This window comes from Cyanobacteriota bacterium (genome assembly GCA_027618255.1).
In the GTDB taxonomy this organism is placed as follows: Bacteria; Cyanobacteriota; Vampirovibrionia; order LMEP-6097; family LMEP-6097; genus JABHOV01.
In genome coordinates, this window is record JAQCFG010000011.1 from 1 (window position 1) to 20,001 (window position 20,001).

19 protein-coding genes are annotated in these 20,001 nt (G+C 36.2%); 13 read left to right on the forward strand and 6 right to left on the reverse strand.

What is annotated here, in order from left to right; translation table 11 throughout:
* The 5 genes from O3C63_02660 to O3C63_02680 form a co-directional block, all read left to right on the forward strand.
* Positions 1 to 1,806 (forward strand): hypothetical protein (locus O3C63_02660; protein MDA0771823.1); only part of this gene is annotated, 1,806 nt, incomplete at its 5' end.
* A 46-nt stretch (positions 1,807 to 1,852) separates the two neighbouring features.
* Positions 1,853 to 2,476 (forward strand): SLBB domain-containing protein, encoded by a 624-nt coding sequence (locus O3C63_02665; GenBank protein ID MDA0771824.1) that lies wholly within the window; start codon positions 1,853 to 1,855, stop codon positions 2,474 to 2,476.
* A gap of 5 nt (positions 2,477 to 2,481) precedes the next feature.
* Positions 2,482 to 4,218, forward strand: coding sequence for a hypothetical protein (locus tag O3C63_02670; GenBank protein MDA0771825.1), 1,737 nt, complete (start codon positions 2,482 to 2,484; stop codon positions 4,216 to 4,218).
* Positions 4,208 to 6,109, forward strand: a complete 1,902-nt coding sequence (locus O3C63_02675) for a hypothetical protein (protein MDA0771826.1) — start codon at positions 4,208 to 4,210, stop codon at positions 6,107 to 6,109. Before O3C63_02670 ends, O3C63_02675 begins: the two co-directional genes overlap by 11 nt.
* The gene (locus O3C63_02680; GenBank protein ID MDA0771827.1) at positions 6,084 to 7,994 is read left to right on the forward strand and encodes a hypothetical protein; all 1,911 of its coding nucleotides are present in this window, start codon (positions 6,084 to 6,086) and stop codon (positions 7,992 to 7,994) included. The genes O3C63_02675 and O3C63_02680 overlap by 26 nt, the downstream gene beginning before the upstream one ends.
* Before the next feature lie 64 nt (positions 7,995 to 8,058).
* On the opposite strand, the gene O3C63_02685 is transcribed toward O3C63_02680, so the two are convergent.
* Positions 8,059 to 8,949, reverse strand: a complete 891-nt coding sequence (locus O3C63_02685; protein MDA0771828.1) for a hypothetical protein — start codon at positions 8,947 to 8,949, stop codon at positions 8,059 to 8,061.
* Between the two features lie 84 nt (positions 8,950 to 9,033).
* Positions 9,034 to 9,495, reverse strand: coding sequence for a hypothetical protein (locus tag O3C63_02690; GenBank protein MDA0771829.1), 462 nt, complete (start codon positions 9,493 to 9,495; stop codon positions 9,034 to 9,036).
* 556 nt (positions 9,496 to 10,051) lie between these two features.
* On the opposite strand from O3C63_02690, the gene O3C63_02695 reads away from it, so the two are divergent.
* Both O3C63_02695 and O3C63_02700 read left to right on the forward strand, forming a co-directional pair.
* Positions 10,052 to 11,302: a HAMP domain-containing sensor histidine kinase gene (locus O3C63_02695; GenBank protein MDA0771830.1), complete on the forward strand. Its 1,251-nt coding sequence runs from the start codon at positions 10,052 to 10,054 to the stop codon at positions 11,300 to 11,302.
* A gap of 17 nt (positions 11,303 to 11,319) precedes the next feature.
* Positions 11,320 to 11,643 (forward strand): rhodanese-like domain-containing protein, encoded by a 324-nt coding sequence (locus O3C63_02700; protein MDA0771831.1) that lies wholly within the window; start codon positions 11,320 to 11,322, stop codon positions 11,641 to 11,643.
* 178 nt (positions 11,644 to 11,821) lie between these two features.
* On the opposite strand, the gene O3C63_02705 is transcribed toward O3C63_02700, so the two are convergent.
* Positions 11,822 to 12,928 carry an AI-2E family transporter gene (locus O3C63_02705; protein ID MDA0771832.1) on the reverse strand — a complete coding sequence of 369 codons (1,107 nt, stop codon included), beginning with the start codon at positions 12,926 to 12,928 and terminating at the stop codon, positions 11,822 to 11,824.
* A gap of 141 nt (positions 12,929 to 13,069) precedes the next feature.
* Here O3C63_02705 and minC point away from each other — a divergent pair, with 141 nt between their 5' ends.
* The 5 genes from minC to O3C63_02730 all read left to right on the forward strand — a co-directional run bounded on the left by minC (position 13,070) and on the right by O3C63_02730 (position 16,910).
* Positions 13,070 to 13,810 (forward strand): septum site-determining protein MinC, encoded by a 741-nt coding sequence (minC, locus tag O3C63_02710; protein MDA0771833.1) that lies wholly within the window; start codon positions 13,070 to 13,072, stop codon positions 13,808 to 13,810.
* Between the two features lie 19 nt (positions 13,811 to 13,829).
* Positions 13,830 to 14,630, forward strand: coding sequence for a septum site-determining protein MinD (minD, locus tag O3C63_02715; GenBank protein ID MDA0771834.1), 801 nt, complete (start codon positions 13,830 to 13,832; stop codon positions 14,628 to 14,630).
* Positions 14,630 to 14,965 carry a cell division topological specificity factor MinE gene (gene minE / locus O3C63_02720; GenBank protein ID MDA0771835.1) on the forward strand — a complete coding sequence of 112 codons (336 nt, stop codon included), beginning with the start codon at positions 14,630 to 14,632 and terminating at the stop codon, positions 14,963 to 14,965. Before minD ends, minE begins: the two co-directional genes overlap by 1 nt.
* Positions 14,898 to 15,899: a biotin synthase BioB gene (gene bioB, locus O3C63_02725; GenBank protein MDA0771836.1), complete on the forward strand. Its 1,002-nt coding sequence runs from the start codon at positions 14,898 to 14,900 to the stop codon at positions 15,897 to 15,899. Before minE ends, bioB begins: the two co-directional genes overlap by 68 nt.
* A 90-nt stretch (positions 15,900 to 15,989) precedes the next feature.
* Positions 15,990 to 16,910 carry a D-alanine--D-alanine ligase gene (locus tag O3C63_02730; protein MDA0771837.1) on the forward strand — a complete coding sequence of 307 codons (921 nt, stop codon included), beginning with the start codon at positions 15,990 to 15,992 and terminating at the stop codon, positions 16,908 to 16,910.
* Here O3C63_02730 and plsY read toward each other — a convergent pair.
* Both plsY and O3C63_02740 read right to left on the reverse strand, forming a co-directional pair.
* A complete protein-coding gene (gene plsY / locus O3C63_02735) occupies positions 16,900 to 17,496 on the reverse strand; it encodes a glycerol-3-phosphate 1-O-acyltransferase PlsY (GenBank protein ID MDA0771838.1) in 597 nt (198 codons plus the stop codon). The two genes, O3C63_02730 and plsY, sit on opposite strands and share 11 nt — an antisense overlap.
* A complete protein-coding gene (locus O3C63_02740; GenBank protein ID MDA0771839.1) occupies positions 17,493 to 17,834 on the reverse strand; it encodes a tetratricopeptide repeat protein in 342 nt (113 codons plus the stop codon). The genes plsY and O3C63_02740 overlap by 4 nt, the downstream gene beginning before the upstream one ends.
* A gap of 18 nt (positions 17,835 to 17,852) precedes the next feature.
* On the opposite strand from O3C63_02740, the gene O3C63_02745 reads away from it, so the two are divergent.
* Entirely contained in the window at positions 17,853 to 18,887 is a 1,035-nt protein-coding gene (locus O3C63_02745; protein MDA0771840.1) for an ABC transporter permease, read from the forward strand.
* 134 nt (positions 18,888 to 19,021) lie between these two features.
* Here O3C63_02745 and O3C63_02750 read toward each other — a convergent pair whose 3' ends face one another.
* Positions 19,022 to 19,855 (reverse strand): tyrosine-type recombinase/integrase, encoded by an 834-nt coding sequence (locus O3C63_02750; GenBank protein MDA0771841.1) that lies wholly within the window; start codon positions 19,853 to 19,855, stop codon positions 19,022 to 19,024.
* Between the last annotated feature and the right edge of the window lie 146 nt (positions 19,856 to 20,001).

The window sequence follows — 20,001 nt, forward strand, 5'->3', positions numbered from 1 at the left end:
GCTATAATTCTGTTCTTTATACTTAGTAAAATATTCGGTACAGCAACCGATGGTACAGAAGCAGTCCCAGCAGAAACATCAGTTGAATCAAAACTCAAAAGCAAATCGAAGAAACATAGTAAATCAAAAGCAATAATTATGGAGTCAGCAAGAATTTCTTGGTGGGTGCCACTGGTTATCACTTTAATTTGGGCTGTGCATCCTTTACACAATGAAGCTGTTAATATGCTGACATCTGGAGTAGGCTTCCTTTGGTCAACCCTTCTCTGTATGACTTGCATTTTAATTAACCTATACGTGAAGGACCTAAGAAGCCCTCTAGGACTATTTCTCATCATGGTGGCATGGGCATGCCAATTTGTTTCATATCACGGTTCTGAGATGATGGTAATTGCAACACCTATGTTAGTATTCATATTTTTCAATAGTATTTTCAAACGTGATTACAAATCCTACGGTTATGAAATTGCCAAAATCTTTTTTATGATCACATCATTCCTAACCTACTATGCACATAGATCTAGTATCGTTTCCGAGCAAGGTGAATGGGCATCCAAAAGTATCGCTGACCTAATAGAAAGAGTCACTGTAGTTGCACCTCAGATTTTCTTTCATCACATTCGTTTATTTTTCTTCCCAAACAAACTGAGTATGGATGAGCATCACAATGTCTGGTTAGATAATCCATATAGCGCTTTCCATATCATGTGCTTTTTAATTGCAGCAGCTTTTTGTTTTGGAATTTTTTATTACCTAACAGCGAAAGATCCTAAATACCAAATTCACGACAGAATGATTGGTGGAGCATTGTTCTTTGCCGGCTTTAGTATTTCAATTTCAATCAATATCATCCCTCTCTATTGCCTTGCCAGAGATAGATACACATATTTCTTTGTCATGGGCATGGTGATGGCAATTATTGTTGCACTTGATAAATACATCTTTAGTCGCGGAAACTACAATGTCAATAAATGGCTCACTATTTTAGTTATTGTCATCTGTGCGCTTGGTGCAAGATCATGGGTCAAGAGTTGGGATTGGCATGATGGTGAAAGATTCTGGTCTCACGCCATGAACTCAGTTGATGACCTTGGTGCTAAACAAAACTGGCGCTATAGGCTAATTCAATACTATCAAGATCAAGGGACAAAAACATTTAAACCTAACGAAGAGCTCAAAGCTCAAGCCCAGAAGGACTTCAATGAGTTTGGAATTGCAAACAAACTTAATGATAAAGAGGTTATCAAGTCATACTTAGATGCTGCCAAAGATCCCAAAAACTATCTGAAAAACAAATATGGTTATATCGGCAATAAGACACTTGCATCAGCTCTCTTCTTTAATGCCACAACTGCAGTAGAAAAAAAAGACGGAGTCAATGCTTTGAATTATTTCAAACTCGCACACGTTTATTACCCTGAACATTTCCAAACCAATTTGCAAATGTTTATTCACACTTACGGCAAAGACGAAAAATTCACAAACTACTTATTAGCCAAGATGACAAAAGACGCAAGTAATAATTCCTTCCTAGCCAAGGGACTTATGGATGGAATGTTCTTCATTAAACACCCTAGGGTTTATGAATACGCTTCAATGTACAAAGACAAATTTCCGAATACTCAAGTTTTTCATGTCTATTCCTTCCACGGTGCACTCTACAAGAATGAGTATGAAGATGCGTATACTTTAGCAAAGAAAATCGTTAAAAAATATCATGAGAATCCAATATTTGATAAGTACATCAAAAAATATGAACATGGAGATTACAACAGCATAATACAAAAGCTCAGTGAAACTAAATAAGCTATTCATTATACTTTGTCTACTGCTAAGCACTACACAGACCTGCTTGGCAGAAGCTCCGCTCGTTTCTCATACTAATCAAGAGCATTACACCATACAGCTTGATAATGAACTAACTGTCATCTACAAAAACGAATCAGGTAGAGAGATCTACAACAAAATTCCAGTGCTGCCCAATGGCAAAGCAACCATCCCCGGGGTCGGTGAGATTCAAGTAGAAGGACTCACTCAAGAGCAATTAATTAGCACGATGGAAAGCAAACTTGAATCAGAGACCAAGGTTGATATCATTATTTATCGTATATCAAACAATGTAACTGTAGTAGGTGCAGTAAATAATCCTGGTAGCTATCCAATTAGGGACATCAAAACAATCTATGATGCAATAGGCAAGGCAGGTGGCTTTAGCATCACATCTAACAAAACCAAAGTGAAATTAATCCGACAGAGAATCGACGGCAGTCGTGATGAACAGAACATCAATTTCCCAAAGCAAGTATTCAATGCCTATGACAAAGGAATCGGTGAAGAAAAATACATACTTAAAGAAGGTGACATGATCTGGGTACCTCACAGCAAACTCAAACAAAGTGGAATATTTATGTTTAAACTCATGCAAGTTGCAACAATTGGTGTTATCTCTGGAGTCGTTAGTATAATCATTCGATAAAACAGATGACGGATAAACTCAAATCAGTATCAATCATCTTTCTCATTTCAGCTTTAGTTTGGTCATCGAGCTTAACTAATGAATTTACTGGTTATGATGACATCAAACTCATTGTAGAAAACAAACATCTTGAACAGGGTATCTTGCATTGTCTTAGTTTCTTTTGGAATACATTTTCTGGAAGCTTCAATACAGCTTGGGCAGATTTTCCCACTGTGATCTATAGACCACTTGAGCAATATATGATCGCAATAGGCTATCAGATATGGGGGACAAGTGCTTGGCATTATCATTTCTTCTTTAATTACTTAGTTCATATCATTAATTCAGTCCTGGTATTTTTTATTATAAGTAAATTCATCACAAAGCAGAAGCTTGCACTTATAATCACTTGTCTATGGACAGTTCATCCACTAGGTCATGAAGCTATTAATATGCTCACTTCAGGGGCTGGCTTTCTTGTAGCGCATTGTTTATTTTTTATTGCGATACTCATTATGCTTTACTCAAGTAATTTGTTTGCCATTCTCTTTAGTGCCGCTATATTTTTCCTGAGCTACCTTGGATCCGAAATGGCAATACTAGCTACTCCAATACTTGCGATATTGCTCAAGGGAGACAGTCATTACTGGAGGAAGCTCTCCCTAGTCTCTGCGAGTTTCTTAGCCTATCTTATTCAGCGATCCAGTATCATCCAAAACAATATTGAATTTACTGATTTAGCAGAAAGAATACTCGTACTAGCACCGCAGACATTTGTTCACCAACTTAAACAAGTCATATATCCAAACAATTTAAGCATTGACCAACAGCATAATATGATACTCGGTGATGTATTTTCACTAGTTCACACAGTTTCAATATTAATCTCGATACTAGTTATTACTGTTATCGTCTATTTCTATCAAAAAAATAAGCAGATATCAGCAACTATTGCAATTGCAGCTATCTCGATCTCACTAGCCTTAAACATAGTCCCTCTCTATACTCTAGCTAGAGACCGCTATACTTATATTTTCTCACTCTGTATTATAACGGCACTAGTTTTAATCACAGACAAATATATCAAAACAAAATACAAATACCTTCTTGCAATTCCTTTAATTGTCACAATGGGAAATAAATCCTGGCAGCAAAGCTTAAACTGGAAAAATGGAGAGACACTTTGGTCACAGACGATCACCAACACAAAAGATATAGGAGCCAAACAAGTCTGGAGATACCGTCTTTTACAGTATTATGACAAGCCTGGCACTCAAAGCTTTAAAGCAGATCCCATAATCCAAAAACAAATAACTCTAGATTTCAATAACTTCATTATCGATAATAATTTACATAAAAAAGAAACCATTCTTGCTTATAATACAAAGAACAAAAGTATAAAAAATAAATACAGTTATAACGACAATAAATCAATAGCCTCTGGAATCTTCTCACAAGCAATGTTACTTAAAAAGCAAAAAGAATTTGAAAGAATGATCACCTTACTCAACCTGGCTTATTTTTATCATCCTGATCATTACCAAAACAATATGCAACTCTATGTCTGGGACAAAAGCCGTTCAGAGCAAGTATTTCCGAAGATACTCAGAGACGCCAAGAAACATCCAATCCTAGCCAAGTCTCTACTAGATTCAATGTTGATACTTAAAGACCCCAAATATCCCAAATTAGTAAATGAATTAACCAGTAATTTCCAAAGTAGTCATATTTTCAAGGAGCACTTAAACAATGTTCAATGAACTCAGATCAATCAAACTACAAATACTCATATTGATTGCAATTAGCGCAATCACCTGGTCTTCAAGTCTTAACACTGAATTTTCTGGCTATGATGATCTAAGATTAATACTTGAAAATAAAGCTCTTGAAAATAGTCTATTAAGTTCTTTTGACAATTTTTGGCATAACTATGCATTTAGCTACAATAGTAACTGGAGCAACAAACTAACTGTGATCTTTAGACCACTAGAGCAGTACGCAGCCGTCTTTGGTTTCAAAATCTGGGGAGATAGCCCTTGGCATTATCATTTCTTTTTCAATTACTTAATTCATATATGCAATAGTATTTTACTCTTATTGATTTGTCGTAACTTAATCAAGCATCACTTAGCTGTATTTGTTGCAGTACTCATTTGGGCAGTACATCCTCTGCATAGCGAAGCTATCAACATGATCAGCTCAGGTACTGGCTTTCTACTAGCTCACTTCTTTTGCTTCCTTGCTTTTTATTTATTTCTTAGTAGCCTTAAGACAGAAACAATCGTGCGAAATCTCAATCTATTATTAGCAAGTATATTTTTATTCATTTCATACCTTGGTTCTGAAATGACACTGATCTCACCCCTGGTGTTAATTGTAATAATTAATTGTTCAGAACAAAGCTACAAACTAAGAAAATCTTTACTTGCAATAACTAGCTTATTAATTTATCTCTATTTGCGCATGGATATAATGCTTGCTGCCAAACACGGAGCTGCTACAGACTTCATCGAAAGACTGATAGTCCTTGCCCCACAAATCTTCTTAGCTCAACTCAAGCTAGTATTTTATCCAGCCGTTCTTAGTATCGACGAGCAGCACAGGCTAGTATTAGAGAATCCATTCACTGCTTATCATCTTGTTAGTCTCCTAGTCGCTATTAGTTTTATTGGTACAATAATATATCTATTTAGTCACAAACAGAAAGCAGCAGCTTACTCATTAATAGTCGCAGCAATCTACATCTCTGTATCTCTCAATATCACAGAGATCTATTGCCTAGCTAGAGATCGATATACCTATATCTTTGTTTTTGGTATAGTGCTCGCATTAGCATTAATTATAAGACAATTGAAACCTAGAAAATATCCCAAAACAACTATCATCTTTATTGGTAGTTTAATCCTAGCCTTATCAGTAAGATCGTATATCCGTAATAATGATTGGAAAAATGGTGAGACACTATTTCAACAAACAATTGACAGTATCGAAGATCCAGGTGCCAAACAAATCTGGAAATATAAATTACTTAAATATCAAAGATCTCTCAACAAAGTAAACCAAACAAGCCTAGAAGACTTCAATCAATTCTTAACAGATCCTAGACTTAGTGAAACAGAAACGATAAAGCAAGCAAAAACATTTGACCCACGCAAAAATATTCTTGAGAAATATTCACATATTAAAGCTAAATCAATTGCCTCAGCGATTCACTATACAGCCAACTTTAACAAAAAAACATTGGGAGTTCAAGCTTACATTCATCAATTAGAACTAGCTAGACAATACGACGAGGATCATTTCTTCAATAATCTGGAATTATTAGTTTTATCCAATGATCAAACCTTAATGAATGAGCTAATTAGCAACCTTGATAAGCAAGCTGAACAAAGTTTTGTGAAAGCAAATAAATTCATGCAAGCACTCAAGCAAAGACAAGCTTGGCAGTTATTATTTCAATTAGCACAAAAATATAGTCAGATTTACCCTACCATAAACTATATTCACGAATATACTTATTTAGCAGCTATTAAACAAGCTAAATATAAAGAAGCATATCAAGAGGCTAAGATCTTAAGTATCAGTCATCATCTAAAAGAACCAATAAAGGAATTCATTGAAGCATATGAAGCTGGGCAATATCAAAAATAAATTAAGTTCCACAAAGGTACAAGTTTGTTTGATTGTAATTGCTGCAGTAATTACTTGGTCATCTAGTCTCACAAGCGAATTCACTGGTTATGATGACATCAAACTCATTGTCGACAATGAAGTTATACATGGAGACCTAGCACGAAGCCTTCAATTCTTCTGGAACAGCTTCTCTAGTAGCTTCAATACAGCCTGGACCAATCAACAAACCATCATCCACAGACCCCTTGAACAATACGGTTCAGCCATTGGCTACAAAATCTGGGGAGCAAGTGCTTGGCATTTCCATTTCTTCTTTAATTATTTATTGCACATCATAAATTCAATTCTCTTATTTTTCATCATTAGAAGAATAAGTAATAATCAAATGCTTAGTTTCATTAGTGTATTAATTTGGACAGTACATCCTCTACATCATGAAGCAATCAATATGCTCACATCAGGTGTAGGTTTTCTTTTTGCTCATTTCTTTAGTTTTATAGCAATTTACCTTAACCTCTTAAAGACCGAAGGTAAACTACTGATTCTCTGTCTACTAGTTTCATTCGCCTGTCTCTCTCTTGGCTATATGGGTTCAGAGATGACGGTCATAACACCCTTGGTACTAGTGTTAATCCTATTTAGCGGTGACTATAAACACAGATGGGTTAAAGCTATCATTGCCTTTATGTCACTGATTGGTTATTTTTGGCACAGATCAAATATTGGCTGCTCGCAAACGAACCTAATTGATACTGACTTTCTTGAAAGAACTTTTGTTTTAGCTCCGCAAATCCTCTTCCATCATCTAAGATTATTCTTTTTTCCTATCAAACTTAGTATTGATGAGCAACATCGCATGATACTAGAAAATGCTTTTAGTGTTTTTCATCTTGGCTGCCTAGCTATCTCAATTGCATTGATCTATGCATTATTTTATTTCCACAAAGAAAAAATGATCTCTGGAGCCTTATTTCTTGCAGGACTAAGCATTTCGCTTTCACTCAATATTATTCCAGTCTATTGCCTTGCACGTAATCGTTATACTTACCTCTTTAGCTTAGGACTAATCATAGCCCTAGTATTTTATCTCTCAAGGCATCTCAAAAAAAATCAAATTGTTCTAGTCAGCATCTTAGTACTAATACTCGCAACGAGATCTTGGGTCAAAAGTCTTGACTGGGCAAACGGAGAGAAGCTTTGGTCTCATACCATAGACTCGATTGATGATATCGGTGCCAAACAAGTTTGGCGTTATCAACTATTACAATACTACTTTAATCCTGCTAGCAACAACTTTAAAGCTAATAAAGAAATCCAAGACAAAGTATTTGAAGACTTTAATAATTTCATTTTTATCAACAAACTAGAACAAAAAGAAACCATCAATAATTACCGCAAAGCTAATCCCTCAAACTATCTCAAGGACAAGTATTCATACAATAGCCGCAAATCTATCGCTTCAGGGATTCTATCTAAAGCAATGTATCTCAAACAATACGGACCGAAAGACAACTTGCTAGATCATCTCAACCTTGCTTATGTTTATGATCCTCATAACTTACAAACAGAATTGCAACTCTATATTCACGTAAAAGAAGAAGAATACAAACAAGGCTTCCTTCAAGAATTAAGCGTCGAAGCCTCACAAAATCCATATAGTGCCAAATTATTACTTAGTTTGCTTCATGGTCAAAATAGCCCAGTCTTTTATCAACTCTCAAAACAATACGCTGAGCTTTATCCTCATGTACAAATTATTCAAGCCTACTACTTTGATGCAGCCCTCAAAGCCAAAAAATATGAGGAGGCATATAAAGTAGCTTCTTGGCTTAGCAAGAAGTATCATGAAGATCCTCGATATGATGAGTTTATTGAGAAGTATAGTAAGGCTTTAAAACAGTAATACAAGGGAACTGAGTCCCCGTAATATGACGGAAAATTGTAACGCAGCAGATTGAGCAGATAGATCAAAATTGATGGATAGCGGCTGGTCGTATGTTAGCTTCCAAAAATAAATACCCCTTATCCATAGTCTCCAAAACATCCAAAGAAAAGATCTCTGGCATTATCAATTCATTCGTTTTGGCATAATCATCCAATAAATCAAGGAAATCATTTAACTGTGCCATTAAAGGCTTATTAATCTGATTTTTAGCATAGAATTTACCATGAAGATATAGTACTTTAAATTCAGAAGAGAACTCAATTGCTTCTTGCAAAATACAATCATCATAACTTTGTATTTTCTCAATTTGTTCCAGCGATTCAGTGCAAGTTAAATTATCAACTGAAATACAATCAATATTTTCAGTGCCACATCTCGGTTTAATAACATATCTCTTGTACTTATGAATATCGAGAAGATCGTTTAGGTATTCTATGTACTTCCTGTGCAAGTCATTGTTATCTCCTCGAACAGAACGTTTAGATTTTTCTAACAACCAAGTTTTTGGTTGGCTAACAGCGTTAGCCATCATTAGTGCATAAAATAAATATTTATCATCAAATATTTTTGCAATTTTGTTATAAGGATTCAATTGAAAGATACCATATGAGAGGATCTTGTTTGAAATTTTGCGATGTGTATTAATCTCATTATCAAGTGATAGATGCATTATTAATACAGCAGCATTAGCTTTATCAACTAAAGTAGCTAATTCAGTTTCAATTTTATCAAAATGAACGGTAACAAAGTTTTTATAAGGGCAGAGTTGACCAAGTTTAGTTATACTGGCTTCAAGTTGTTTAGCATCAAGCTCATGAATAATATAAAGTGTTGATTGACCAATATCTCCCCTGAAACGCTTGTCACGACCAAAATTAAATTCTTCTACTATCCTCTCCATTTGTAAACCCATAATCCTTACCTTAACGGAACTTGTGCTTCGCACCGTTCCGACCTCTTATTCTACGACATCTCTGACAAAACTTCGTTTTGTTGTTCATAAATATGCTTTTGGATTAATACTGGCATAAGATCTATCTTTTTCAAAAAACAAAACTTTGACTCCTTGATAACCTTGAGTCGCTTTATTAACAATAAAATACTCATACGCAATCAAGCCTCTATCAAAGAAATGTCCTTCAACTTTATATTGAGTTACTTTTGTTCTATAAGGACCTCTCAATGCTGGATCAAACATCTTTAATGCCCATTCACGAACTTCATCTCGAGACAACTTGGCACTTGGAATATTTTTTGGCACCAGATGTTCTGATTTAACATGATCATTTACCAAGAAGGCTTTGAGTTTCCAGTCTTTATCAATATTATATGTAGCATAACCGGTATAGCCTAGCTTAGAAGGAAATGATTCCATACTAAATGGCTCACCATATTGCAATTTATTAGCAGCAAAACTATTTGACAACTTTGTTGAAGCTGGCACAAAGAGTAATGACAATAGACATCCTGCAAAACAAAGTTTTGTTAGTGATGTCGCTTTAAAAAAGGTAGCAACCGCAACGAATGTTGCGAGTTGCTTTGAGGATAATTCCGACTTTTGCAGTAAGTCTAATAAGGTAATGAAGATTAATGGCACTGTCTAATTCTAGCATTAGCGCTATATTTTCAAAACCAGCAATATATATTTCAAAACAAATCAATTATACTAGAGCAAACGTAGGTTTCGGTCCCTATGACGCCTCGCTCAGAATCAAAACGAAGTTTACCTAGTCGGCTTCATAAATACAAGGTTCTAACAGAGCTAACTACTAAGATAAGGCTTGAGACCTTTTATTTCCTAGTGCCTCTTTAATTAGAACTCTATTACAGCCAATAAAGTTTTGCCATGAATTTAACTTACTTGGCTACAAGCAAACAAGTTTTTGGCAAATTCATCATTTTCTTCGAAAATGACCGGCAAAACTTTGATCATCATTCCGTTCAATCCTCCGAGAACAAGCTCTCGAGTTTTCACTAGATTCGGAATAAAAAAATCAGGTACAATTATATGACTTATGGTAGTTGAGAAAGAACACAAATCAATAACTTGGCACTGGCTACGTACCCTACTTAAAATTATAGAAGAACTTGAATCCGTAGAAAAAATAATAGAGAAAGTCAAAGAGTCACTCATTGAATATACACAAATTGACAATATTGAAATTCATTTAATTGATGATCTTTCCACCAGTAATAACGCAGAAAAAGGGATTGATAAGTTAGCTAGTTCTGACTTCTTCAGTCGCAAAGTGATAGAAAATATATTTCTACACAAAGAGCCGTCACATATTTCAAAAAACGAAATTATTTTTCCACTTGAAAATAGTGAGAGGATCTTAGGGCTAGTTTATATTAAAACTCCAAATCAAATAGACTCCAGCAGTTTCGAACTATTGTGGTCATTCATGGATCAACTTGCCGCTATGATTCACAATATCATATTGCCTCAGAACAAAAATCCAGAATCAAAAATACAAATCAAAGATATCTCTAATTCAATATACAATAACCTCAAAAGCTTTCTAGAAGCAAGTCTTGAGAGACTGGCTGCGTTAGAAGAGCAGAATCAACAACTGGTTGAATTAAATAGAACCAGAACAGAATTAATTAATAACGTATCTCATGAACTAAGAACCCCCCTTGTAAGTATCATGGGCTTTAGTAACATCTTACAAAGACATGAAATTAAACCAGACCTAATTAGAGAAGCTAGTGAACAAATCCAATCAGCCGGAGGTCGCCTGTCTAGAATGATTGATGACTTACTACAACTCAACCGTGCTAGTACAAAGGGTTGGGTTGTTAATATTGAAAGACTCGATCTTGGCGAAATCGCAAAGTATGTAGTAGAAAGTCTCTCACCACTGCATAAAAATTACATCTTCAGCTTCAACTACCCCCCCAATGGTTATCCATTAATCGGTGGCGATAGAAAATTAATAAGACAAGTAATTGAGAATCTTCTTATCAATGCAATTAAATACTCACCAGAAGGTGGTGAAATCAACTGTGCTATAAAAGACAACACTGACGAGCATAAACTCTCTTTGTTTATAACAGATAATGGTATTGGTATGACAAAAGAAGAAAATCTAAAAATCTTTGAGAGATTTTATCGAGCCAAAAATCCCAAAACTGAAAATATCTCAGGACTAGGACTTGGCTTAACTATCTGCAAAGATGTGGTAGAGGCACTTCATGGGGAAATATCAAGTACCAGTGATTTTGGTCAAGGATCTTGTTTTATAATTAGTTTCAACTACTAATTCAACTTGATATTGTTATGGAAATAAAAGAAATTAGCGTTAGAGAACTCAAAGAACTACAAGACAAATCTGAAGACTATTGCTTAATTGACGTACGCAACCTTTCTGAGTTTGAATACTGCAATCTTGACGGAAAATTAATCCCCATGTCTGAGATCACCGAAAGATTTAAAGAAATCCCCAAAGATACCAAAGTTGTAATTCACTGTCATCATGGTGGGCGCAGCAAAAAAGTAATTGCCTGGATGCAAGACCAACATGGTTATACTAATTTATATAATTTAACCGGTGGCATTCATGCGTGGTCAATAGATATCGATACATCAATAGACATCTATTAAATCTGTCCTCAAAGATCCAGCTACTTCGGGGACCTTACGGTCCAGAACGGGACTTGACTTCTTCTTTAGATCAGGGGCTTTACCACAACCGTTTTATACTCACTTTGGTAATCCTAATTGAGGCTCAGTCAACTGCTGTTTACAAGAGCACTTCAACTATTAGACATCCTGCAAAACCCTAATTACCACGACTAGTTTGCACTTTCAGTCTTCTCAACTCTACAAAATAGTCAACGATGGCTACAGCCATTGCCAATACAGGGAGAGCAAAAATCACTCCAAAAGCACCTTTGAGGGTAGCACCAATAATAATGGCAAGGATGATTGCCAAAGGATGAAAGCCTAAAGCGTTGCCCATTATTTTAGGTGCAATAAAATTATCACGAATAAATTGACTATAAATCAAATAAACAGCCAACACAATAAATGTTTTAGAGGCTCCAGATGTGAAAAATATAATACTAAGACAAGGGACAATTGCAACCCAAGTTCCAATCACCGGTATGATTTCAAGCATTTGTGCAAAAGCAAATAATAAAGCGTAAGGTACACCAAGTATCAAGTAAGTAATCAACATGACAAGTGAGGTGAGTGAAGCAATTTCAAATTGCCCAACGATATAAGCATGTAAGGAAATATCTATTTTTTCTTTAATATAACCCAAATGTGTTTTAACTTTGTCCGAAAACGGTACCAAGAAAAGCCTCCATGCTCTATCACCATCAATCAACATATAAAAACTGAGTATGATAGTAAGCACAACATAGATAGCAGCAGCTACAGAGTTGAAAATCACGCCACTTAAAGTATCACCAAAACCGAGTATATTCAAACTAGTTAGAAAAGTCATCAATTGACTAAGTAATTGATTTTTGTCAAAATATTCAAGAGGTAATTGAATTTGATAATTATTGTTTAAAAAGTAACTAATATGAGCAAGAAAACTATCTACATTGCTAATCAAGTTTGGCAAAGCAATTTTCAATGCTTTAACTTGCAATGCAGCTACTGGAGTAATTTTATAAACCAAAAGAGCTATTAATGCCACAAAAGCAAGAAAAATAAGTCCCACGGATAAGGCTTTAAAACGAATAAACCTCGTCATAAAAGCAACTGGGCTTGCAAGAAGATAACTAAGCAAGACGGCCGTTGCGAATGCCATTACAATTTCGTGCAGTGGTGCAGTAAATTTGATAAAGACGTATCCCAATATTAAAGACAATAGTATCAAGACAAGTTGATAAACTTTGATTTTTAATAATGTTAGAGATTTTTCATCGACCATTACGCAACTATTCTACTTTATAAAAGCAAAATATGCAAAAAATGATCCAAAATAGCAGAACTTGAAATATGACGTAAAAAGAGCTTGCAAGTTCCTAGCTTTCATATATAATAAAGGGGAAAGATTGAGTATATTATCCAGATGCCAAAAATAGCAATCAAACAGAATAAAAAAGGAACATTCTTAGACCTATCGGCGCAAGACCTAAGAGCTGCAGATTTTCTAGACAGTCTTGGTGCTTTCACTAAAGACTCTTCAGCATTTTTATCTGGTTCATCTGTTTCACTAATACTTCCTGTAGATGTTGACGTAAATCAAATAGGTGGTGATTCAAGATCAATTATTAGCGAAGTAAAATCCAAACTTAATCAAAACAATATTTCTATAAAGTCAATTAGCAACGGTAATAACGAAACACTTGAAAATAATAAAACAAGTGATGCATTCAAGATGCAAGAAGAAGTAGCTGAAGAAAAAACAGAAAAAGAAATCGTTGACACCAGCACTCTTCCAGAGACTTTATACGTGGAAGCAAATTTAAGATCAGGACAACTCATAAGATACCCAGGCAATGTTTTTGTAATGGGTGATGTTAATCCATCTGCCGAAATAGTTGCAGCAGGGGATATCATTATTTGGGGCACACTTCGTGGCATCGCACATGCAGGCGCAGACGGCGATACCGAAGCAAAAATCGTTGCGATGAAAATAGAAGCGGGTCAACTAAGAATCGCTAACAAAATCATTGAAATCAAAAAACAAGGTAGCAATAAAAAATCAGCTCTCAGTATTCTCACCGGAAATAAAAAAGACGGCTCAATGAAACCAGAGCTTGTCAAAATCAAAAACGATGAAATAATTATCAGGAGTTATTTTAGTTAACTAAAGGAAGCATCAAATCATGTCAACAGGAAAAGTCATAGTTATAACATCAGGCAAAGGAGGGGTTGGCAAAACCACCACCACGGCCAATATAGGAGCGGCACTTGCCGATATGGGTAAGAGCGTTTGCGTTCTTGACATGGATATCGGGCTGCGCAACCTCGATATTCTAATGGGGCTAGAAAACAGGGTTGTCTACAACTTAGTTGACGTAGTCGAAGGTTCTTGCAAAATTAAACAAGCTTTGGTCAAAGACAAAAAATTACCTAATTTGTGCTTACTTGCGGCCGCACAAACTCGCGACAAAACAGCCGTTAACGAAGAGCAAATCAAAGCATTGGTTGAAGACCTCAGACTATTGTTTGACTTTATCTTAGTTGATTGTCCAGCAGGTATTGAATCAGGCTTCCAAAACAGTATTGCAGGTGCTGATATTGCACTAATCGTAGTAACACCAGAAATGTCTTCAGTACGTGATGCTGACCGTATCGTAGGCTTACTTGAAGCAAGAAGAGATCAATTTGAAGCAATCAATTTGATTATCAATAGAATTAGACCTGGTTTAATCGAAACAAATCAAATGATGACGGTTGAAGATATCAAAGAAATTCTTTCTGTTGACTTAATTGGAATCGTACCGGATGACGAAGATATCGTTATTTCAACAAATAAGGGTGAACCACTAGTCCTAACAAATAACAAAAATGCAGGACAAGCATACAAAAACATAGCATCAAGATTACTAGGTGAAGATGTTCCATTTATGAACCTCAGTAAAGGCTTAGGTTTAATGAGTAAAATAAAGGCGATATTTAGATAATGAAAAACATAATACAGTGGTTGTTTGGCTTAAAAGACGCAGGTAGCAGGGAATCAGCTACCAATCGTATGAAATTAATGGTTATTCATGACCGTTTTCAAATGCCTCCAGCAATAGTAGAGCAAATGAAATTAGAATTAATTGCAGTTGCCTCCAAATACTTTGAAATTGATCCAGCATCAGCTGAGTGTGTGATAAAATCTCAAGGCAATAGAAGAGCATTTATCTCAGCGATAGTGCCCTTACTCAAAAGAGGTATACCGGGGAATGAAGGTCAAGGAAAATCCAACAAACATAGCAAACGAAACGCAAAGAAACAAGCAGCCACTGTCTGAAAATCTTGCACTAAAGCAAATTGACGAGCTCTTTGAGCTATCAATTCCTGAATTGATTTTTAAAGCACAATTAGTGCACAGGGAGTTCCACAACCCCAGCGAAATACAGTTTTGTACTCTTAGTAGTATCAAAACAGGAGCCTGCCCAGAAGATTGTAGCTATTGCTCTCAGTCTGCTAGGCACAACACTGGACTTGAAGTTGAACCATTACAAGAAGTAAGCAAAATCCTTGAAGAAGCCAAAGAAGCTAAGGCACAGGGATCAACTAGATTTTGTATGGGTGCAGCCTGGAGATCAATTCCAGAAGGTAAACAATTTGATTCAGTACTTCATCTTGTCAGAGAAGTGAAAGCAATGGACATGGAGCCTTGTGTCACACTTGGCATGCTTAATCAAAAGCAAGCCAACCAATTAAAAGAAGCCGGCTTACATAGTTACAATCACAATATTGATACCTCAAGAGATAACTACGCCAATATCATTAGCACCAGAACTTTTGAAGATAGATTAAACACAATTGAAGCAGTGCAAAATGCTGGTATCAATGTTTGTTCTGGTGGCATACTTGGCATCGGTGAAAATATCGAAGACCGCAAATCAATGCTCGCAACTCTAGCAAGCCTTAGTCCGCAACCAAGCTCAGTGCCAATCAATGTCCTAGTGCCGATTGCAGGCACTCCACTTGAAGCAGCCGAGCCAATCGACAATATGGATTTAGTCAGAATGGTAGCAATTGCAAGAATCATGATCCCACAAGCCAAGGTAAGACTATCAGCTGGAAGACTCAATATGAATGATGAACTGCAAACACTTTGTTTTATAGCTGGCGCCAACAGTATTCACACCGGCGATAAATTATTAACAACTCCTCTTGCTGGTGAATCAAAAGATCATCAATTAATAGAGAAACTTGGTATGAGTATAGCTAAATAGAAACCTTTACCATTTAATTACCAATTGCCTGTTAAAATAATTCTTGCAATTGCAGGACTATACATTATTAGGTTAGACTGCATAGAATTGGTGAAAGAAGAAAGAAAATTAGTGTTAAACAAAAATTCTAAACTAGTTGTAATCTGCGGAGGCTTCTCTCAAGAAAGAGAAGTGAGCTTGCGTTCTGGCAACAATGTCTATCAAGCCTTGTTGAGACTAGGTTACAAAAATACCAAGTTGTTCAGTTTAGATTCAATGGAAGGACTTGCAACCTTAATTAAGCAAAATATAGACCTTGCTATTTTAATGACCCACGGCAAGTTTGGTGAAGACGGTCAGTTGCAAGCAATTCTAGACCAAGCTCAAATTAAATACACCGGTTCGCCAGCAGAGGCAAGTGCCAACTGCATGGACAAAGTCAAAACCAAAACCATTCTCAAAGCCAATGATTTACCAATACTTGAAACCTACTCTGCAGCCCAGATAGTTTCAAAACAAATCCTGGTCTCAGGTCCACTAATTCTAAAAGAAATCGATGGCGGCTCAAGTCTTGGGGTTGAGAGATTTGACAATCAAGACCAGCTAAGCAAAGCTAATTGGTCAAAGGATTTGAGCAATTACTTCGTCGAAAAATTCATTACAGGTATTGAGCTAACAGCAAGTATCATTATGCTAAACGGGAAACTCAACGTCCTACCATTACTTGAATTAAGATCGCAAAATCAGTTTTATGATTATCAAGCAAAATACACTGAAGGCATGACCGAGTTTATTATACCGGCTGCAATCTCGACTGAACTAACAGAGCAGATTAAAATGACAGCATTGCAAGCATATCAAGCACTAGGCTGCCAGGGTCCAGCTCGCGTTGATTTCATAATTGACAAAGAAAAACCATATATTTTAGAACTAAACACTTTACCAGGCATGACCAGCACTAGTGACCTTCCAGCACAAGCAAAGGCTGCGGGGATTAGCTATGATGAGCTGATTGAAATAATTATTTCTTGAAGTTGTACTCTTCACCCTTCACCAGTCGCATGATATTGGCTCTATGCTTAATAAGCACAATATAAACAAAAGCAACAAGCCCAAAGGCAATCACTGGCATGCTTTCACCAAAGATCCACAACCAAATTGGTACTAATGGCACAGCAACAATTGAACCTAGCGAAGAGTAACCAGATTTAAAAACAACCAAAGACCAAATGGCAACTGTAAATAAAGCAACAGCCGGGTTCAAGGCAAGTAAAACTCCAAGTCCAGTAGCAGATGATTTACCACCACGAAAACCGATATAAATACTTTTACTATGAGCCAAGATCGGCAACAAAGTCAAAAGAAATAATAACCACGGGTTAGCACTCTCCAATAAAAAATCCTTAGTATAAAAAATCGGTAAAAACCCCTTAAGTATATCAACAGCAAGCACAATCCCAGCCTGCCACTTACCAACTAAGCGCAATACATTAGTAGCACCGGTACTGCCACTTCCTTCATGAAGAAGATCGATTCCAAAAGCCTTTGCCATCCAGTAGCCGCTCGGAATAGCCGCAACGAAGTAGGTAAGAATAAATATAACTATTAATTCAATCATTTCTCTTCAAGTTTGAGAACTGCAAGGTACAGTACTCTAGCTCTCGTATTTTTGGCGTCCAACTTCAGTGCTGTCTCAAATAAATCCATGGCTTCACTATATCTTTCCTGTTGATCACGTTCCAGATCTTTCAAGATCTTTTCTCCGTATTCAACTCTAACGGTTGAATTATATTTTTGACTCGCTTTGGATTTATGAGTATCTAATATAGAAATCGCTTCCGTATAATGTCCCTGATTAGCAAAATCTTGAGCCAAGCTCAAATCTTCAGAGAATAAACTACAAGCTGTCAAAGACAGAAGAATTAATGCTATGCAATTATATTTAATCAAAGTCATAGGTTAATATAATTATATATGATCTTTGTTGAAACACAGAAAAACAACAAAAGAAAAGCAAAACAGCTGCCTATAGCTGTTTATATTTGCATATTTATACTAATTACTCTCTATAGCGCAATTGGCTTTGCTGATTTTATAGCACCCTATGATCCACTATTTCAAAACCCCACAGCTGGTTATGCTGAGCCTAGTCATATTTACTGGGACAAACAAGGTCCATATATCTATGCACAGAAATACAAGCTCAATGAAATTAGCTTCAAAAAAGAAAGTCAAGAAATAAGAGATCAAGGTAAATATCATTTGAGCTTCTTTCAAAATGGCAAACTTGTTAGTGTAGAAAAACCAGCTCAGTTTTATTTATTAGGAACAGATAGAATTGGCAGGGATTTATTCTCTCGATTAATCTATGGTGGTAGACCAAGTCTTACAATTGGTTTCATTGGTTTACTCATCGCCTTTCCCATCGGTATCATCTACGGAGGAATTTCTGGCTTCTTTGGTGGCTGGGTAGACAACTTGATGATGCGACTAGCTGAAGCTATCATGTCCTTCCCGAGTTTTTATTTACTAATTATTCTTTCAGCTATACTACCAGCGAGCTTGAGCAATTTTCAGCGCTTTGCCATGATCACCTTGATACTTTCATTTATCTCCTGGGCGAGTTTAGCGAGAATAATTCGCGGTCAAATACTTTCACTGAAAGAAAAAGAATTTATTGAAGCAGCAAGATCAATCGGTCAAAACTACTTAGTCATTATCACCAAGCACTTAATCCCGCACACGGCAAGTTTTTTGATTATTGCTATAACCCTTTCGATACCAAGTTTCATCATAGGTGAATCAGCCTTGAGTTTCCTTGGACTTGGGATCAATCAACCTGATCCAAGCTGGGGCAATATCTTAGCTGAAGGCAAAGATCTGAGTAATATACTCACAAGACCATGGTTAATCTGGTCACCATCCTTGCTGATCTTTGGGGCTGTGTTTTCGTTTAATATACTGGGGGATTATTTAAGGGACAGGCTGGATCCGAAGTTGTCTCAATAGACATCCTGCAAAACCCCGTTTTGCTAGTGATGTCGCTTTAAAAAAAGTAGCAACCACAACGAATGTTGCGTTTGCTTTAAGGATAATTCCGACTTTTGCAGTAAGTCTAATAGAGAGAGTTTTGTGTACAGACTTTAAAGCAAAACACTCTTCTGCCCAGTAATATCTCTAAGCAAAGTTTCATGCGCGCCATTTTGTTTCATATGCTTTAGAAAGCTATTACGTAATATCGATGGTGAGACTCTAGTTTTGAGTCCTGCTGCCTTAGATGCTTCTCTTATCAAACGAAAGACTTCACGCTCAGAAACTACTTTGCCAATACGATTCAAAAAGAGTTTGGACTCAGTCTGCAAGTTTTCATTTTGAATATGTTCTTTGATATATTCTGCAAGTAATTGATTAAACGGAATTACTCTTTCTTTTGAGCGAGTAGATCTTGGGATAGTAATTAATTGATTCTCTACATCAAGGTCAGCAATTGTAAGTTGTGTAAGTTCACCGACTCTAATTCCTGTTGCGTAAATAAGCTCAAGTAGCATTTTTGTCTTCAGATCATGCTCAGGAAAATCCAAGAGCAAAATAATCTCTTCTTCAGTTAAAGTAGTAGGAGCCTTGTTTCTGAATTGAGGAGAACGATTGATTTGCGTAAAAGGATCTCGCGAAACTAAATTCTTCTCACGCATCCAAATCCAAAAGCCATGAATCGCAGTTAGTTTACGGTTGACAGTTGCTGTGCTACGTCCTTGATCCTCAATTTGTTTTGCAAACCTGTTTAAGATCTCTGCACTAAGCTCACGCAGATCAAAACCCTGAGTGTATTTAACAATACAAAACGACTCAAAATCCAACAAATCTCTTTTATATAAACGGAGAGAATTAAAACTCAGTATATTATTAGCATCCAAGTGATCAAGATACTCTGCTATGTAATTAAGTCCTTCAGTCATTGGTTTTCCTATCTCAGTCATTTTTATCACCAGCAACGAAACTAGTATCTGCACCGTTTCGACCTTTTATGTCGATATCATTAGCACAACTTTGTTTTGCAAAGTGTCTCAATGATAGCAAAGACTAAGCTTAATTTAAGCTCAAAGAGAACAATAATGCACTAGAA

Excerpts from the sequence above, each read along its gene's own strand:
- O3C63_02670 (MDA0771825.1), top strand. The coding sequence starts at position 2,482 with ATGACGGATAAACTCAAATCAGTATCAATCATCTTTCTCATTTCAGCT.
- O3C63_02675 (MDA0771826.1), top strand. The coding sequence starts at position 4,208 with ATGTTCAATGAACTCAGATCAATCAAACTACAAATACTCATATTGATT.
- O3C63_02680 (MDA0771827.1), top strand. The coding sequence starts at position 6,084 with ATGAAGCTGGGCAATATCAAAAATAAATTAAGTTCCACAAAGGTACAA.
- O3C63_02685 (MDA0771828.1), bottom strand. The coding sequence starts at position 8,949 with ATGGGTTTACAAATGGAGAGGATAGTAGAAGAATTTAATTTTGGTCGT.
- O3C63_02695 (MDA0771830.1), top strand. The coding sequence starts at position 10,052 with ATGGTAGTTGAGAAAGAACACAAATCAATAACTTGGCACTGGCTACGT.
- O3C63_02700 (MDA0771831.1), top strand. The coding sequence starts at position 11,320 with ATGGAAATAAAAGAAATTAGCGTTAGAGAACTCAAAGAACTACAAGAC.
- O3C63_02705 (MDA0771832.1), bottom strand. The coding sequence starts at position 12,928 with ATGGTCGATGAAAAATCTCTAACATTATTAAAAATCAAAGTTTATCAA.
- minC (MDA0771833.1), top strand. The coding sequence starts at position 13,070 with ATGCCAAAAATAGCAATCAAACAGAATAAAAAAGGAACATTCTTAGAC.
- minD (MDA0771834.1), top strand. The coding sequence starts at position 13,830 with ATGTCAACAGGAAAAGTCATAGTTATAACATCAGGCAAAGGAGGGGTT.
- minE (MDA0771835.1), top strand. The coding sequence starts at position 14,630 with ATGAAAAACATAATACAGTGGTTGTTTGGCTTAAAAGACGCAGGTAGC.
- bioB (MDA0771836.1), top strand. The coding sequence starts at position 14,898 with ATGAAGGTCAAGGAAAATCCAACAAACATAGCAAACGAAACGCAAAGA.
- plsY (MDA0771838.1), bottom strand. The coding sequence starts at position 17,496 with ATGATTGAATTAATAGTTATATTTATTCTTACCTACTTCGTTGCGGCT.
- O3C63_02740 (MDA0771839.1), bottom strand. The coding sequence starts at position 17,834 with ATGACTTTGATTAAATATAATTGCATAGCATTAATTCTTCTGTCTTTG.
- O3C63_02745 (MDA0771840.1), top strand. The coding sequence starts at position 17,853 with ATGATCTTTGTTGAAACACAGAAAAACAACAAAAGAAAAGCAAAACAG.
- O3C63_02750 (MDA0771841.1), bottom strand. The coding sequence starts at position 19,855 with ATGACTGAGATAGGAAAACCAATGACTGAAGGACTTAATTACATAGCA.